General features: G+C 51.5%; 13 protein-coding genes. 3 read left to right on the top strand and 10 right to left on the bottom strand.

Annotation, left to right across the window (positions count from 1 at the left end; genetic code table 11):
• Positions 1 to 711, bottom strand: coding sequence for a PDDEXK family nuclease (locus RIN67_RS04060; RefSeq protein WP_264999100.1), 711 nt, complete (start codon positions 709 to 711; stop codon positions 1 to 3).
• Positions 712 to 1,215: 504 nt separating this feature from the next.
• The gene (locus tag RIN67_RS04055) at positions 1,216 to 4,854 is read right to left on the bottom strand and encodes a MucBP domain-containing protein (protein ID WP_313826007.1); all 3,639 of its coding nucleotides are present in this window, start codon (positions 4,852 to 4,854) and stop codon (positions 1,216 to 1,218) included.
• Positions 4,855 to 5,305: 451 nt separating this feature from the next.
• On the opposite strand from RIN67_RS04055, the gene RIN67_RS04050 reads away from it, so the two are divergent.
• Positions 5,306 to 5,908, top strand: a complete 603-nt coding sequence (locus RIN67_RS04050; RefSeq protein WP_264999098.1) for a DUF805 domain-containing protein — start codon at positions 5,306 to 5,308, stop codon at positions 5,906 to 5,908.
• A 132-nt stretch (positions 5,909 to 6,040) separates the two neighbouring features.
• On the opposite strand, the gene RIN67_RS04045 is transcribed toward RIN67_RS04050, so the two are convergent.
• The 8 genes from RIN67_RS04045 to helD form a co-directional block, all read right to left on the bottom strand.
• The gene (locus RIN67_RS04045; protein WP_051413251.1) at positions 6,041 to 6,589 is read right to left on the bottom strand and encodes a matrixin family metalloprotease; all 549 of its coding nucleotides are present in this window, start codon (positions 6,587 to 6,589) and stop codon (positions 6,041 to 6,043) included.
• A gap of 200 nt (positions 6,590 to 6,789) precedes the next feature.
• Positions 6,790 to 7,449, bottom strand: coding sequence for a DsbA family oxidoreductase (locus RIN67_RS04040; protein WP_264999097.1), 660 nt, complete (start codon positions 7,447 to 7,449; stop codon positions 6,790 to 6,792).
• Between the two features lie 35 nt (positions 7,450 to 7,484).
• A complete protein-coding gene (locus tag RIN67_RS04035) occupies positions 7,485 to 8,147 on the bottom strand; it encodes an ArsR/SmtB family transcription factor (RefSeq protein ID WP_107740314.1) in 663 nt (220 codons plus the stop codon).
• Complete coding sequence (locus tag RIN67_RS04030) at positions 8,134 to 8,607, bottom strand: thioredoxin family protein (protein WP_264999096.1); 474 nt, start codon at positions 8,605 to 8,607, stop codon at positions 8,134 to 8,136. The genes RIN67_RS04035 and RIN67_RS04030 overlap by 14 nt, the downstream gene beginning before the upstream one ends.
• Before the next feature lie 170 nt (positions 8,608 to 8,777).
• A complete protein-coding gene (gene guaA, locus RIN67_RS04025) occupies positions 8,778 to 10,334 on the bottom strand; it encodes a glutamine-hydrolyzing GMP synthase (protein ID WP_313826008.1) in 1,557 nt (518 codons plus the stop codon).
• Between the two features lie 80 nt (positions 10,335 to 10,414).
• Entirely contained in the window at positions 10,415 to 10,993 is a 579-nt protein-coding gene (locus RIN67_RS04020) for a hypothetical protein (protein WP_264999095.1), read from the bottom strand.
• A 69-nt stretch (positions 10,994 to 11,062) separates the two neighbouring features.
• Positions 11,063 to 11,986: a type I pantothenate kinase gene (coaA, locus tag RIN67_RS04015; protein WP_264999094.1), complete on the bottom strand. Its 924-nt coding sequence runs from the start codon at positions 11,984 to 11,986 to the stop codon at positions 11,063 to 11,065.
• 160 nt (positions 11,987 to 12,146) lie between these two features.
• Entirely contained in the window at positions 12,147 to 14,450 is a 2,304-nt protein-coding gene (gene helD / locus RIN67_RS04010) for an RNA polymerase recycling motor HelD (protein WP_264999093.1), read from the bottom strand.
• Between the two features lie 171 nt (positions 14,451 to 14,621).
• On the opposite strand from helD, the gene RIN67_RS04005 reads away from it, so the two are divergent.
• On the top strand, positions 14,622 to 16,478 hold the full coding sequence (locus RIN67_RS04005) for a cation:proton antiporter family protein (RefSeq protein WP_264999092.1): 1,857 nt from the start codon (positions 14,622 to 14,624) through the stop codon (positions 16,476 to 16,478).
• Positions 16,479 to 16,730: 252 nt separating this feature from the next.
• Positions 16,731 to 17,393, top strand: coding sequence for a histidine phosphatase family protein (locus RIN67_RS04000; RefSeq protein WP_264999091.1), 663 nt, complete (start codon positions 16,731 to 16,733; stop codon positions 17,391 to 17,393).
• Positions 17,394 to 17,420: the final 27 nt, after the last annotated feature.

The raw sequence follows: 17,420 nt of genomic DNA, 5'->3' as shown, positions 1-17,420 counted from the left end.
TCAAAGAATGACATCATTTACATACTGCTTGTTTAACCATAATCTTTGTCTAGCAATTTCCTGACCACTGGGTAACATTATCACGTCCTTACCATTCTTCCCTCCAGGACGTAAATGACATACGGTATTATCCTTGGATTTGGGCAAATTATTCCGATAAATAATCTTACCTGTTTTTTGCTTCTTGGGCACAATACGAATTTGATTTGTTTTAATCAAATGACAGGTATCTAACCATAATTTCTTTAAACCATGCTCTAGGTCATAATCGGGCATCTGCCATACCAGTGCTCGCTTGAAGGTCATCTGATTATCTGGGACACGTAAACCGGATGGAAACTGCTGAAAAACTTGAAACACGAACTGCGTATCATAAAAATACTGATACAGCATCGTCTCATGCCAAGAATCCGCTTCTAACCACTCATCAAACCGCACTTCAAAAAAAGACATATTTTCAGCGGGCTGGTCATTGCCAGTAACCCTAATCGTTTTTAGAATTAAAGGCTTCTCGCTGCTATCCAAACTCAAATGATTATCAGATATCCCAAACATTCTTCTTGCTAAAACCGCAAACGATGCCTTGGTGTCTTGCGAGTAATTTTGAAGAAATCCTCGTTTTAGTTCAGAAACCAACTTTCCCTGATAAGGTTTCATCAATTCATCAACCTTTAGTTGGTCTCTTTCCAATGATTTCTGATTTAAACGCAAAACAATCCCTCCCCTAATTTAATTTGTTAAATATTATTCAATCAAATTCATTATATCAAAAAATCACTTAACTTACTTAAAGTCAATATTTAGTTTATAGCCCTCAAATAAATAATACACGTCAATAAGTTCCAATCATAGGGTACAAAGTATTGCAATTATACCTTTTTCCTCATCAAAACCAGATATTTTTCCAATTAATCAATACTTCTTTTAGCATTCCTGATTCTCACCTATTTTAAATGCCAGATTGGATTAGTTGTACTCCCTCACAAGCAGCATACCACACACTATAAATTAGTATGTAACAGCAGCGCCAGTCATTATCAAAATAAGAATCATCTTAATAGTCAACCACTAACTCCGCAAAACGAACATCTATTTTTAACACACCTTAATACAAAAAATAAAACTCATGTTACCAAAAAAGTCTAAGGCCTCAACTGTCAACTAGTGACAGTTAAAGCCTTAGACCAACCTTAAATAAATACCTATCTCTTAAATCTAATTTTTCCGCTTCTTCAACCCCAACAAACCAGCCAATGATCCCAACAGTGCCAGTCCGATGACTGCTGCACCCTTGTTTTGCTGATCACTCGTCTGTGGTAACTTGTCGGCAGCTGGCGCGGTCGTCTCATGGGTAACCGTACCCAGCGATTGCTGCTTAGCTGGCGCACTCTGACTGACTAGATCAGCCGTGGCCGCGGAACCGCCGTTTGCCGCGGTTGCCGCGTTACCACCATTACTTAACCCTGGCTTGGATGGCTTCTTCGTTGGCTTAACCGCTGCTTGGTCGCCATTGTCACCTGGTGCCACCACGTTACCGCCGTTGTTCCCCGTATCTGGAACCTCGGGAACTTCTGGGTTCACGGTATTGCCATTACCACCAGTGTCAATGTCACCGCCACCGTTATCGCCACCATTGTTGCCGTTGTCACCACCGCCACCAGTGGTTGCATCTGCAGCGTAGGTGACCACGAACGTTAAATTCTCACTGGTTGGCGTGATGCTCTGGACCGTGGTCTGCGTTAAGTCGTTAGCCGGGTCCGTGGTCTTTACCACGTGCTGACCTGCAACCTTAGGGTTCGGAACCGCCGCGAAGGTTAACTGCGTTCCATCCTGGTAAACCACCCAGCTCGCATCCGTTGGCACCCCATTTTCGTCTAACTTAGGGGCTTGGGCCTCGCCATCATTACTGTAAATGACCGACTTCTGATTGCTCTGATCCGTCACCGTCGCAAACGTGATGGTCTTGTCAACTGGTGTGGCGACCTGTTGGCCGTTTTGATCCACGTAAGTGATGTTTTCCGTGACATGCTTCAGCGTGGTCTCAAAGTCGTGGGCGTAAGTCACCACGATTGCGAGATTCTGACTCGCATTGGTGACCGCTTGAGCCGTGGTTTGCGTCAAATCATTGGCAGGGTCCGTGGTCTTCACCACGTGCATCCCCTTGACCGCTGGGTTCGTCACTGCCGCAAACGTGACGGGTTGCCCCGCTTGGTAAACCGCCCAGTTAGCGTCCGTCGGTACGCCATTTTCATCTAACCCAGGCGTCTGGGCATCCCCAACGTAACTGTAAATAACTGACTGTTGATTACTCTGGTCTGTCACTGTCGCAAACGTGATGGTCTTATCAACTGGTGTAGCGACCTGCTGGCCAGATTGATCCACGTAGGTGATGTTTTCCTTAACCTGGTTGAGCACCGTATCGAAATCGTGTCCGTAGGTGACCACGAAAGCTAAGTTTTGACTGGTAGGCGTCACGTTCTGGGCCGTGGTCTGCGTTAAATCATTAGCGGAATCCGTGGTCTTGATGACGTGCATGCCTTTAACGGTCGGGTTAACGACTGCCTCAAAAGCAATTGGCTGTCCAGTCTGATAAAGCACCCAACTCGTATCCGTTGGAGTTCCATTTTCATCTAGTGCAGGCGCTTGGGCATCACCGACGTGACTGTAAACGACCGACTGTTGATTGGTCTGATCCGTCACCGTCGCAAATGTGATGGCCTTGTCAACTGGTGTGGCGACCTGCTGGCCAGATTGGTCCACGTAAGTGATGTTTTCCTTGACCTGGTTGAGCACCGTATCGAAATCGTGTCCATAAGTTACCACGAAGGCCAAATTCTTAGACTGGTTCGTTACAATCTGGGCCACTGTCTGCGTCAAATCATTAGCCGGGTCCGTGGTTTTAATGACGTGCATCCCCTTGATCTCCGGGTTAGCCACTGCCGCCAGCGAAATCGTACTACCGTCTAGGTACAACGTCCACGAAGCATCCGGTTGACCATCCTTATCCAGCGTCATATTGGTATCCGAGCCGACTTTACTATATACATGATCAACTCGGGTATTCGGGTCCGTAATCGTTGCAAAGGTTACTTGTTGTGCCGCTGAATCAGCAACCTGATTTCCCTGGGCATCCTGATACTTAATCTGCTCGGTTACTTGGGTGACGTTGACCAACGCACTCTTGTAAGTAAACGTAATCGACTGGGGCATGTCCGTAAAGTTTCCCGTCACCGTTGTGTCAGCGTTAGTGACCACGTATCCTGGAATGACTGGCGCACTGACTTCGTAAGGTTCGCCCTGTAATCCACTTAATTGCGTAGAATTGGCCAGTGAAACGTTTTGTTCATTGACGTAGTTGATTGTGACGGGTGACGCCGGAATGGAAACCCGGTAAGGCGTTACCATTGCAACGGCTGAACTAATCGTCTTGCCATTACCAGTAAAATCAAAAATCGAATTAAACCAGAAAGTGAAATCCTCTTGTGGCATATTTTGATATTTACTAGCGAAAGGATTGTACGTCTGTCCTGGTTCAACTTGATTTTGTGTTGCCTGATACTCTAGCTTACTCTGATCAGCAGACAAGCTTCCCGTACCACCCTGCCAAAACACTCGAACAGTTGAATTCGGAAAAGTTTCGGGAATGATTGGGATTCCAATCCCAGCCTGATCACGAACCGTCATCGTCATGCCCTTGGGAGGCTTTACCGGATTAATCATCTCATACTTCCCCGTCGTTGGAATATAGACGACTTTATTTTCGACAAACTGTTGCTCAATTGCAAATCTCTCCGTATATTGGGCAGAATTCAACGATGAAAAGTCCGAGATGTTCGCAATCCCCAAGAATAAAGATTTAATATTTTTCAGTCCACTAATTGGCGTGATGTCCGATATCCGACTTAGCCCCGTTTGTAGCCAAGTTAATTTAGTTAAATCACTCAAAGGAGACAAATCCGTGATATCCCCACGTAAAGCATTAGGATCTGTATCAATATCATTGGTGAGATCCAAATGAGTTAAATTCGTGGCGTACTGAAGTCCCTTAAGCGAGAAAGAGGTCTTACCATCAATATAAGTTGTCCCGTAAATTTCAGTACTAAAGTTCGTTAGGTACTGCATATCTTCAGGTGTAATTTGATCCACGCTGGTAATCTTAACGTCGTCCGGCTTAGTGCTGCTTCTTGGACTATTTAAAGCTTGTAACACCCATTGCTGTAAAGTCTTGTTAGGCATCCACTGATCGATTGTTTGCGCGTCAGCCTTAGCATCCGCTTGTTTATCCACCATATCAGCGCTCTTCACGCTAGTCTGATTGATTTTCTTTACCTGTTGAACGTCATTCGTTGTTGTGCTTTCTTCAACAGCTGAATCAACCGGCTCGCTTTCAGTTTCTTTAGTTAACAATGTACTCTCTTCATTAGTCGATTCATCGGCTGGCGCAGAACTTTCACTTTGGCCACTCTGGTCGCTAGAAGATTCACTCACCACATGATCATCCGAAGTTGTCGTCTTCGAATCCTGATTAGTCGCGTCAGCCGGGTTCTTCTGGTCGGTCGTTTCGGCCTGACTATCTCCCGTTACTGATTCAGTCCCTGATGGCGTTTCCTGGGACACCGAATTAGCATCACTTTCGGTAGTCGACCGCAGCGTAGCACTAGAGCCCTGTTCAACGTCATTACCTTCACTGATCGACTCGGTTGCGGGTGCCGCATCACTCGCCTGAGCCGTTTGTTCTGCCTGTGGTCCCACAACTAAACCCACTGCTAAACTCGTTGCGGTGATTCCCGCAACCAGCCAGCCCTTGTGTGATTTATACATCTTGAAATGCGTCTTCTTCTCCATAACACCCATGATTGGTCCCCCTATTCAACAATGACCAAAATCAGATAAGTTTTATGCACACATAAGCTTATTTGTTACCATTTATTATAACCTTAATAGCCCGACAAAGTCAATCGGATGAACCGTTTTGGAATAGACCGGTTTCCCTATGCTATCAATATAATGCTATAATGGTGCGTCTCATCATCATTACCAGTCGTACCCATCTTTCTTTTACAATATGGATAATATTTTAGTTGTTTTACTTAACTAACCGTTGAATAGGGTAAATCTTTAAAGGCCAGTCAAACTGATTAATAAGTCCGTTCCCATTCCCCCAGACGTTTTGCAATTGACTTTCCCATCTGTTCTCAATATGATGAAACTTAGTCTTGGTGCCGGACACCGTTCCCCACCGGACCCGTCCACTCCCGATGACGCGAAAAGCTGACAACATACATAATATAAGGAAGTCTTTTCCATGCACGAAACCAAGTTCTGTACTAACTGTGGCAAGTCCATTCCCCGTGACGCCGAATTCTGCCCGTACTGCGGCCACGGTCAAGCCGTCGCCACCCAGACCACCCAGCAAACTAATCCGCAGCCAAACACTGCCGGCTCAACCTATCACCAATCACAGCCGCAACCCGGCGATGCTGTCTATAATGAAAGTCCCGTTCCTGGACTGGTCGTCTCCACCAAGCTCTACTTCCGCGATGCCCTGACTATCAATAAGCGTATGGGACGCGCCGATTACTGGTGGGCCGCTTTAGGCATCGGCCTACTAGCCGGTGCTGCGTCTTTAGTCGCCTTCTTCCTCTTGGCACTCTTCGGCGGACTGGATGACGCTTACGAACCCACGGGACTCTCGGCGCTATTCTTCTACGCCCTGTTACTGGTCATGTTCGTGGCTTACGTCGGCCTATGGATTGCCAGCTTCACGGCAGAGATTCGCCGCTTCCACGACCTGGGCTACAGTGGCGCCTTCTGGCTACTTAACCTAGTCCCCATGGTCGGTGGCTTAATTGTCCTGATTCTGCTGTGCCAACCGTCACGCCAGTTGAATAACCGTTACATTAATTGAGAATGCTCAAAAAGCCGCTGGCGATTCAATTCGCTAGCGGCTTTATTCAGTACCAATTAAACCTCAACGCCTCACGACACCGATATTCCACACAGAAAAAGCCATCCCCCACCGGTTGATGACTTCTAGCGGTTATTTACGATTCCGGTACGCCCGCTTCAGTGCTAGGCGATCCTGCCGACTGATGGTCGCGTGCCGGTTCGACTTGTGCATCACACTACGCCGACTCTTGGAGTGGCCTAAGCCCAACGCGTGCCCCAGTTCATGGGCCGCCACGTTGGTGCGCTGCTTCTTAGTGTACCGGTGAGCGGACAACACCTGGTGGTTTAGCATGGCTTTCGCGGAGGTAATCTCGTGGACCACCTTATTCGGTCGATAAGCGTAGTGGGTCACGCCCGCCATGCCCTGACGTGCCACCTGGACGCTGGCGCCCTTTACCACCACATCGGCCTGTTGCGGCGTCTTCACAGCCTTCAAGCGCACCGTTCCCGAACGGGTCCATTGCTGTGCGGCTGATTTCCAGATGCTCTGGTAATACGCGGAAGACCCCTGATAACAGTAAGTCACGGTCGTGGTCTTCCAACTACCCCAATGCGGGGTCTTGGCGGTTGCCGTGGCTTGGATGGGCACGCCCCAGAGGCATAGCCCCATCGTCGCCACTAGGCTGAGACTTTTCATCATCTTCCTTGATCGTTTAGTCACCATAAGTTTACTCGCTTTCGTGGTTGGCTGCGTATCAATTAACTTATGATGATTATAAACTAATCATTATTAATAAGCTACACCATTTTATGATTATTGGATAAAACGGTCACCATATAAACGACCTCTCAAAAAAATCCCCCGTTGATCAGCGATAACCTGACCAACGGGGGTTGCGTTTAAGCCTCGGCTTCTTCTTCGGCTAAAACCTGTCTTAAAGCCTTCACAAAGACGTCGTAAGGTTGTGCACCACTGATCCCGTATTTGTGATTCAACACAAAGAATGGGGCGCCTTGAATGCCCATTTCTTGGGCTTGTTGTTCGTCCGCCACAACTTCCTTCTGGTAGTCCTGGGACGCTAAAACTTGTTGTACCTCATCATCGGCTAAGCCGGCGTCGTGAGCGGCTCGGGTCAACACGTCAGCGTCGGCGATGGACTCCCCATCCGTAAAGTAGACCTGGTAGAACCGGTTGATAACCCGTTCCGTCAGCTCCCGGTCACCATGGCTCGCCGCCAACTTGATCAGACGGTGCGCATCCATCGTGTTCGTCGGAATCACCTTATCCAGGTGAAAGTCTAAGCCTTCCTCGGCGGCCATCTGGGAGATGTAGGCCATCTTCTCCTTAGCCTGGTCGGCCATCTCTGCGCGACCACCCGTAAAGTGATTGAGGTAGTCGCCCGGCTTAGCCATCTTGGCTTCCATGGGATTCAGTTGGAAGGCCTTTAAGACCAGTTTGGTATCCTGATAGATGCCGATTTCTTTCATCGCCCGCTTCATCCGAGTCGACCCGATGTAGCAGAAGGGGCAAGCAATGTCGGACCAGTATTCGATTTCCATAATTTTCTCATCGTCTCCTTAATGAATGTTTCCGTCTATTGGGCTTGGGCCTGTTGCCACTCCCAAACCGTCATTTGAAAAATCTGAACTTGATACCCCCGGTCTTTGAGCTGCTGACCAATCATTTCAGAATAGCCACACAGCCGACCGCGGCAGTAGACCACCAATTCCCGATCACGGGGAATCTCGGCCAACCGCTGCATGATCTGATCATAGGGGAAGTTATGCGCCCCCGGGAGATGGGCAACTTGATACTCGTCAGCAGGCCGTAAATCAATCAGGTACGGTTGACCGGTCGCCAATTCCCGGGTGATGTCCGTAATCGATAATTGCGGTAAGGGTGGCCGTTGGGCGGACAGCTGTTGCTCTAAGGCGCGGAGTTCCGGCAGAGCTTGCTCACTCACATCGACCAACAGTGAGAGCACCTGCGGGACTTGCGCTGAGGCTAAGTCGTACACCACATAGTTACCGCGTCGTTCCACACGAACCAGCCCCACCTGTTTCAAGAGCTGGAGGTTTTTTGACGCCGTGCCCACACTCAACCCCACCGTCTTGGCTAATTCCTCGACGGTTTTCGGTCCCTGAACCAGGTTGTTCAAAAGCTTTAAGCGGGAGCTATTGCCTAGCGCCTTCCCCACCCTGACCAATTGGGTGTAAGCTGCGTCCCGATAGGTCTCCGCTAAGTTAGTCGTGGTCATGGGCGGCCTGCTTCTTTTGCGTCGTGGGTTTCGTCGCAGCCTGGTTCCAGTCGATCTCACATCCATCCGGGCCACAGACGCCCGTGCTCAGTGAACTTCCGCCCGTCACCATGTGTAACGTCTCCGTTGACTCTGATTTCTCTTCAGCCATCTTAATCCCTCCAAAATAATAATGAATCACCGTCCGCAATTGGGCGGCGTCTAAATCATGTGTATAAGTTGCGACCGCTTGACCGGCTTGGACCAGAATCAGGGTCGGGGTACTGGTGACGCCCCACGTCCGGGCCACTTGCGGCTGTTGGTACACGTTGATCTGATAAACGGGTAAAGTGCCCGCTAGTTGGGCCGTCACCGATTCCACGGCCCGTTGTTGCGTGACACAATGCGCACACCCCTCATCGTAAAAGAAGAGGATACCATCGGTCACGTTTAGGTCTTCCGTTAATCTCCATGATTCCAACATCATCGGTCTCCTAATTCCGTTGTTTACTATTCTACGTTTTCGTAGAATAAGTTCAGTTTATATGCTTACTTTAAACAAGTCAAGCAAAAACTTCTCCAAACAAAAATGGCATCCAGGTTTTCCCTGAACACCATTTCTTTAACAATTTAATTTACCGAGCAGGAAGCTTACTCCCACTCAATTGTCGAAGGCGGCTTACTCGTGACGTCATACAGAATGCGGTTCACGTGCTTAACTTCGTTGACGATCCGCACGGAGATGGCTTGTAAGACATCCCATGGAATGTGCGCGAAGTCGGCCGTCATGCCGTCGATGGACGTTACCGCCCGGATACCGACCGCATAATCGTAGGTCCGGCCATCGCCCATGACCCCGACACTCTTGATGTTTGGCAAGACCGTGAAGTATTGCCAGATATCCCGGTCTAAACCGGCCTTTTTGATTTCTTCTCGTAAGATCAGGTCACTGTCCCGAACAATCTGGAGTTTCTCAGGCGTAATCTCGCCCAAGACCCGAATTCCCAGACCAGGGCCAGGGAACGGTTGCCGCCAGACTAAGTCACTCGGCATCCCCAGCTTCTCACCCAAGCTCCGGGCTTCGTCCTTGAACAGGGACCGGAGCGGTTCGATCAATTGGAAATGCATGTCCTTCGGCAGGCCACCCACGTTATGGTGGGACTTAATGGTCTGTGCCGTATCGGTCCCACTTTCGATCACGTCGGTGTACAGGGTCCCTTGGGCCAAGAAGTCGATACCGTCCAGCTTTTGCGCCTCGTCGTTAAAGACTTGGATGAACTCGTTACCGATGATCTTCCGTTTCTTTTCCGGTTCCGTCACGCCGGCCAGCTTACTCATGAAGCGGTCCTGCGCGTCAACCTTGACGATGTTCAAGCCGAACTTGCCTTCCAGGCTGTCCATGACCTGCTTGGCTTCACCCTTCCGGAGTAGCCCGTGGTCCACGAAGATACTAGTCAGTTGGTTCCCAATAGCCTTGTGCAACAGCACCCCGACCACGGAGGAATCGACCCCACCAGACAGCCCTAACAAGACGCGCTTATCGCCGACCGTCTCGCGGATCTGTTCAATCTGCAGATCAATGAAATCGTCCATTGACCAGTTGGCTTCCGCCTGACAAACATCAAACGTAAAGTGCTTGAGAATGTCGGTACCGTATTCCGTGTTGCGAACTTCCGTATGGAATTGTAACCCGTAGAAGTTCCGGGAAACGTCTTGAATGGCCGAAATCGGGCAATTCTCACTAGTTGCGACCCGTTCAAAACCATCTGGGACCTGCGTCACCAAGTCCCCATGACTCATCCACACCGTCTGCTTCTTAGGGGTTCCCTTGAAGAGCGTTGCGTCGTCACTTAAGACCTCAATCTCAGCGCGACCGTATTCGCGGTTATTCGCTGATTCGACCTTCCCACCAGGGAGATCGTAGGCCATCAGTTGCATCCCGTAGCAGATTCCCAGAATCGGAATCCCTAGGTTAAAGATTTCTGAATCGACCTTCAACGCGTCATCATCATAGACACTGTTCGGTCCCCCAGAAAAGATGATTCCCTTAGGGCCCCAAGCTTTAATCTCAGCGGCACTCATGGTGTGCGCCTTGAGCTCGGAGTAAACGCCTAAGTCACGAATCCGGCGCGTAATCAGCTGATTATACTGACTACCGAAGTCTAAGACGATGATTTTGTCAAATTTGGACAGATCAACGTTTGCCAAGCCATTCACCCTTTCTTTTTTGGATAACACTGCCTATATAATACTAATTTCACCGGTGCGGGTCAATCAAAAATTGCCGATTAAGACCGCCGATAACGCAAGTGTAAGTAGGTTTGCCGGTCAAAGCGTCGCCGCTGGGTGCTGACAAATCCATACTGGGCCGCTAAGGAAGCGATTGCAGTCCCCGGACGCACATCTAACCCCACCACGGGCTTGTCACTGACCCGGGCGCGCTGGAGCACATCAGTCATCAACCACTCGTCAAACCACTTCAGCTGATAAGTCTTATGCGCATACCGGGGATTGACCGTCAATAAGTCCAGGTACCACTCGTCGGGCAACGCACGGGGACAGACCACCGGCTGCTGTGGCGGCGTGATCTGCAACCGCTCGAACAGCGTAGTCCATTGGTTATCCAACTGACCTTCCTGTTCCGCTGGAAAGCCGAACGCCACCCCAACCGCGACCCCCTGGTTCTGATAGACCCGCGCTAAGTGGTAGTTATACCGAAATCCCGGTTCCCGGTAACCCACAAACAGCAATTGCGACAGCTGTTCCTTGGTGACCCGGCGGAGTTGCCGGTACTGCCGGCGTTCCAACTCGTGTAAGACCAGCATGGCGACCGCCGGCCCATCAACGATTTCTGCATTCCGTAGCATACCGTCCCCTCCTTTTCGCCAACAGTCAGCCCCCGGACACCATTGGGTCCCGGGGGCTGTGTGGTCAGGCTAATACTTCCGCAACAACAACCGGTCGATGCGGTGATGATAGGTCTTGTGAATGATCATATCCGCCCGATTACGGGTCGGTAAGATGTACTCTTCCAAGTTCTTCAGGTCGATATCGTGCCAGACCTGCTTGCTCTTACGCATGGCCTGGTCGTGGTCCCCGATGGCATAAGGGTAGTAGTAGTTAGTCGGATCTTGAAAGGCCGTCTGGAGGAGTAACTCGAACCGCTCCAAGAACCAGGTCTCAATCAGCGACGCCTCGGCATCCACGTAGATGGAAAAGTCGGTAAAGTCACTGACGTAGATCTGCTCGTTGGTGGGGAGTTGCAGGGTGTTGATTCCTTCAACGATCAAGATGTCCGGGTGAACGATGTACTCGAACTGGTCGGGAATCACATCATAGATTTTATGCGAATACAGGGGCGCCTTGATCAACGGCTTGCCCGATTTCACTTCGTTCAAAAAATGAATCAGCGACGACATATCGTAGCTTTCCGGGAACCCCTTACGCGCCATCAGGTTCCGCTTCTTCAGCTCTTCGTTACTGTACAAGAAGCCGTCGGTAGTGATCAGCTGAATTCGCTGCCCCACAAAGTAGTGGTTCAACAGGACTTCAAGCAAGCGGGCCGCGGTACTCTTCCCCACCGCCACACTACCGGCAATCCCGATGATGAACGGCACCCGGTGCGGGGCTTGGTGCAGGAAGGCCGCCTTGTCCTTCTGGAGTTGCCGGTAACGGTCGAACTCGAGTCGTAATAGGTGGATCAACGGAATGTACACATCCTGGACGTCTTGAAGGGAGATACGGTCATTGAAGGCTTTGATCTGCCGTAGACTTTCGGGAGTCAGGGGCAGTGCCGTGGCGTTGGCGAACTGCTTCCACTGGTCGCGGGTAAATGCATTGTAATTAATGGGATCACTCATGAAGACACCTCGAAATGATTTTGCAAAATTTATCTCCCATTATAACGCATTTATCCAACAAATAAACCGCTTTCGGCTCCCCAAATCCCTGAGTGTTCCTACCAGCCCCTAAAAAAGACCGTTCGTAACCGGAAAAGCTCCGGCCCCGAACGGTCCTCGATTAATCTACATTCACGACTTCAAATTCATCTGCCGGCACGTCACTCAGCAGTGGCGATAACTGGTCAATCGCTACCAGGCTCAACCGGTGCATGGCCCGCGAGCAGATGGTGTACAACAACTGCCGTTCGTCGTCCGCCCCGTAGCGACTCTTCGAGGCGTGCCAGACAATGACCGCGTCGAACTCGAGCCCCTTGGCCAGGAACGACGGCACCACGATGATTCCGGGCGCCAGCCGCTGGTTCTCCGAGCGAATTAGCGTCACCTGAACGCCCGCTGCCGTCAGCTTCTCCGTAATCTCGCGACAGTCCGCTAAGTCTTTTCCAATAATGGCCGTGGTCTCGTGATCCTGGTCATTGCGCTTCAGCTCCGCCATCACCCGTTGGAGGGCAGCGTCCTCGTCCGGCGCCACCGTCATCGTCGGCAACTCCCCTTCACGGGCAAACGACGTCACCGCTTCCCCGTTCTTCAAGATGTGCTTGGTGAAGTCGGTCACCTGTTGCGTTGACCGGTACGACTGGGTCAACTGGACCACCCGCGTCTTCTCAGGATCGAACATGGTGCTCAACTCCTGCAATAACGTGTGGCTGTTTTCTTTGGTGAAGATGGCCTGGTTCAGATCCCCCAGCATGGTAAACCGCGCCCGGGGGAACGTGGTCTTCAAAAAGGCCAACTGGAACGCATTGTAGTCTTGAATCTCGTCCATGAAGACGTAGCGCATCTCCCGGTCACCGCTCTTCCCGGCAATCTTATCGTAAAGGTACAGGTACGGCGTGGTGTTGATCAACTGCATCCGGTGGTCGCGCAATTCACTGATCGTGGTGTCCACACTGGCATCCCAATCCGCCTGGGTGATGCCGTACTGGGTCAGGTCAATGTGCCGGGGCATCTCCCGCAACATATGCACGTATTGGTTATTGATACTCAAGAACCGTGCCCGAACGATGGCCCGCCGAACGGATTCCAGTGACTGCATGACCACTTTACGGGCCAAGAACTGGAATTCCTTGTCCGCCGATTCGAATTCCCGTGGATGGTCCCCGTACAGGCTATCCAGCTCTTCTTTACTCAGGTCCTGGATGGTCTCTTCAACCCACTTAGACTTCATTTCTCCCGCAATCCGCCGGTTCAGGATCCGAATCAAGGCTTCCTTAGTCGCCTGGAGCCGGTTGCCCAAGTGATAGTTGCGATTGAAACTGTAGTAGATCTCTTGGATCTTCTCCTTAGGAATGAACGGTTTGCCTTGGAAGACAATATTGCGGAAGACCATCCCCCGCTGTTCCAAATGGTCCGCGTAATGGGTCACCGCATTGAAGAAGGCCAGACTCCCCTTTAATTGGGTGATCTTTTTCTCAGCCGGCGTATTACTCTCCGCAAAGCGTTGCGCTAGGGTCTCAATGTCGATCTTCGGCATCCGCCGCCCCGCGTACTGGTAGTAGGTCATCTGGACCATGTTGTGCTCACCCAGTTCAGGCAGCACTTGGTCGATATAGTCGTTAAAGAGTTGGTTGGGGGAGAACAACATAACTTGTCCCGCCGTTAAGTGTCCCCGGTAACGGTACAGGAGGAAGGCCACTCGTTGTAAGATGGCCGCCGTCTTCCCGGACCCCGCCGCCCCCTGCACGAACAGCAGGTCGGAATGGGTGTCCCGGATGATCTGGTTTTGTTCCTTTTGAATGGTGGTCACGATACTCTTCATATGGGTATCGGAATGTTCACTCAGCGCCGACAGCAGCATCTGGTCCGTCACAGTCTGGTCCGTATCGTACAGCGTGACGATGGTGCCATCTTCGATCTGGAACTGCCGCTTTAGCTTCACGTCGACGCTCTGTTCACCGTCCGGCGTCTGGTAGCTGACGTTCCCCAGCTCCCCATCGTAGTAGATACTGGAGATGGGCGCCCGCCAGTCGTAGATCAGGAAGTGATCCGGCGTATCCGAGAAGGACCCCAGGCCGATATAGATGGTCTCTGGCTTGGCGTTAGGCCCTTCCTGAAAGTCGATTCGAGCGAAGTAGGCCCGCTTCTCCAGGCGCTTCAACGTACTCAATTCCGTGGTGGCGTGTTGCCAACTGTTCTGTCGTTCAGCCAACATCTGTTGCTGCTGCCGTACGGATAACGCGGTTTCCATGATGCCTTCGTAACTATCCGTCTTGAGCCGCAGATTGTTGACAAAGTTCTTCCGAATCCCCGCCTCATCGCTTTCGGCAACGTCGATTCGTTTCTTAGCCTCCGCTTGGGCCACCTTGATCTTGGCAACGACCTCATCTAAATGCTTTTGTTCTCGGGCTTTGATTGAATCTGCCAACGCAATTCCTCCTTGGTGTGACTGACAACCTGCCGGTCAGTTCTGCAATAATTCGCCTAACAATTTTACACTTCTTTCCCTGACAAATAAAGCAATGCGCCCCCAAGCACCAACCACCGCGCTTAAGGGTCAGTTTGCTATAATAGAGCCAAAGTTCGGGGGGGATTTCAGATGAATCAATTATCACTATTAATCATTTTAGCAGCCGCACTGGTGACCCCATTAGCCATGGCTCGGTTTCGGTTAAGCCTCTTACCAACCGCCGTGGTCGAGATCCTAGTCGGCATCTTATTGGGCCCCAGTGCCCTCAACATGGTCCACACTAACGACACGTTGACCCTACTATCGAATACCGGGGTCATCTTCTTAATGTTTCTCAGTGGGATGGAGATCGACTTCAGCCTCTTCGGGCGCCGCAAGACACCCCAGACACCTCTAGCCGCGAAGGTCGCCAATAACGCGCCCAAGTACTCGCCGGTCTTCCTGGCCGGTCTTAGTTACCTGCTGATTGCGGTCTGTTCACTACTGCTTGGCTGGGGACTGGTGGCCCTCAAGCTCTTCTCCGACCCCTGGTTAGCCGCCATCATCTTCATGACCATCTCCCTAGGAATCGTGATTGCGACCCTAAAGGAAAAGGAACTTTTGAGTAAGCCATTCGGGCAAACGGTCCTCCTGATCGCCGCCCTGGGGGAAATCGTCCCCCTACTGTCCCTGACCATCTACGCGGCCATCTTCGGTAGCCACAATCAGTCCCTATGGTTGATCCTCTTAATCTTTGTGGCCGCTGGTGTGCTGTTCATTCGGTTCAAGCCGTTCTTCAACTTCTACGAACGAATCAACAAATCGACCACTCAACTCGACATTCGGCTGGCTTTCTTCCTGATCTTCAGCCTGGTGGTCCTGGCCGAATCCGTGGGGGCCGAGGGAATCTTGGGCGCCTTTGTCGCGGGGATCGTGATGAAGCTGCTACAGCCCCGCGAAGACACTAAGGTCCGCCTCGACGCCATCGGGTACGGGTTCTTCATCCCCATCTTCTTCATGATGAGCGGTGCCAACCTGAACCTGCGGCAACTGCTGGCCCAACCTGCCACGTTGATCCTGATCCCCGCTTTCTTCGTGGCCTACCTATTGGCCAAAGTCACCGTCTACGGGGTTTTACGGCTCCGCTTCAAACGCGGTAACGCCCTGGCCGGTACCGCCATGTCCGCGGTCACCATCACCATGGTCCTAGCCGTCTTGCAAGTTGCCAAGGCCATGCACGCCGTGACCAGCCAACAATCTGGCGCCTTCCTATTAGCGGCCATCCTGACCTGTGTCTGCGGACCGCTCCTCTTCAATATGAGTTATTCCGCCGAAGCCGAGGATCTGAAGAAGACCACGGTTCACTTCATCGGGACCAACCTAATGACGGTACCGGTCGCCCAGCAACTTTCCCAGGGCTGGTACGACATCACCATGTACACGGACAAGGATACCAACTACCGGACCTATAACTCCGAAGTCAACACCCAGTTGCTTCCAGAACTGACCCCCGAATCAGCTAAGGCCGCCGGGGTCTTTGATGCCAACACCGTGGTTCTGGGACACTTCAACGCCACCAAGAACTACGAACTGGCTAAGGCCGCCAAAGCCTACGGGGTCACCCGGGTGATTGTCCGGTTCGAGGACCGCAACGTCTTAGACCAACGGGCCGATGAACTCATCGCCCTGGGCATCGAAGTCTATAACACACCTAGTGTCAATATTGCGATGTTGCGTAGCTTGATTGAAACGCCTACCACGCTTCGCTTACTGACGTCTAGCAACACCACGGTCTACGAAGTGACACTACGGAACCGGCGCTACACCGACTTGGCGATCCGTCAGCTCCCGTTCGTAGGCGACATCACCATCAGCCGAATCTACCGGGACGGCCACTTCCTACGGCCAACCGGTGAGACCCTCCTCAAGGTCAACGACCGCGTCATCTTCACCAGTAGCGCTACCACCGCTCGTGAGATTCGGCAGAAGCTGGGGGTCCTCAACTAGGGACAATTGTTGGGGGCCTATTCCCCGCCCTCACGGCTTACAATTACGCTATCGTGTCTACTTCTCAGTAGCCATTTTTCACCAACCTTACGTCATCTCTAAATACCGTCTCAGCAATTTACCTAGCAAATCAAATCAAGCATAACTCGTTTCCCTACCAGACAATGTGATACACTAAGGTCTGTTGATATCACCCGAGTCTCGCGCGGGCATCACCGCCCGAGGCTAATTAATCTATAAGGAGCGTTTTTCATGGCAACCATCGAACTCTATCTGGTCCGTCACGGCCAGACCTATCTCAACAAGTATCACCGGATGCAGGGCTGGTCCGACTCCCCCCTGACTGCTCAGGGAATCGCCGATGCTGATCGGGTCGGTCAACGACTCGCTAAGATTCCGTTCGCGGCCGCGTACGCTAGCGACATGCTACGGGCCCAGACCACGGCGCAACACATCTTAGCGGCTAACGACACCCTCGACGTCGCCGACCTTCAGACGGCCCCGGCCCTGCGAGAAGAGAATTTCGGTTTCTTTGAAGGACTCGACTCGACCTTCACCGCCCACTTCGTCGGTTCACCGGTAGGGTCGCACTCCTACGACGCCATGATTCGCGATCTGAGCATCGAGAAGACCCGCGACCTGATCAAGGAACACGACCCCTTCCACGATGCCGAAAACGACCAGGAGTTCTGGGATCGCCTGCAACCCGGCCTAGACGCCATCGTGGCGGCCGCTCAGGATGGCGACAAGGTGGTCATCGCAACGCACGGGACCACCATCCGCAGCATCGTGTCCAAGTATTCCGACATTGACGTTGCGAGTTCCGCCAAGAACGGTTCGGTCACGAAATTAACCGTGAAGGACGGCCACTACAAGGTCAACTACTTCAACAACACCACCGGCAAACTTAAATAATTCCACAATCAAAACGGGCCCATCCCC

This window comes from Levilactobacillus namurensis (assembly GCF_032197885.1).
Classification (GTDB): Bacteria; Bacillota; Bacilli; order Lactobacillales; family Lactobacillaceae; genus Levilactobacillus; species Levilactobacillus namurensis_A.
Note: the sequence above shows the minus strand (reverse complement) of the source record. Positions and strands in the feature narration are given on the sequence as shown.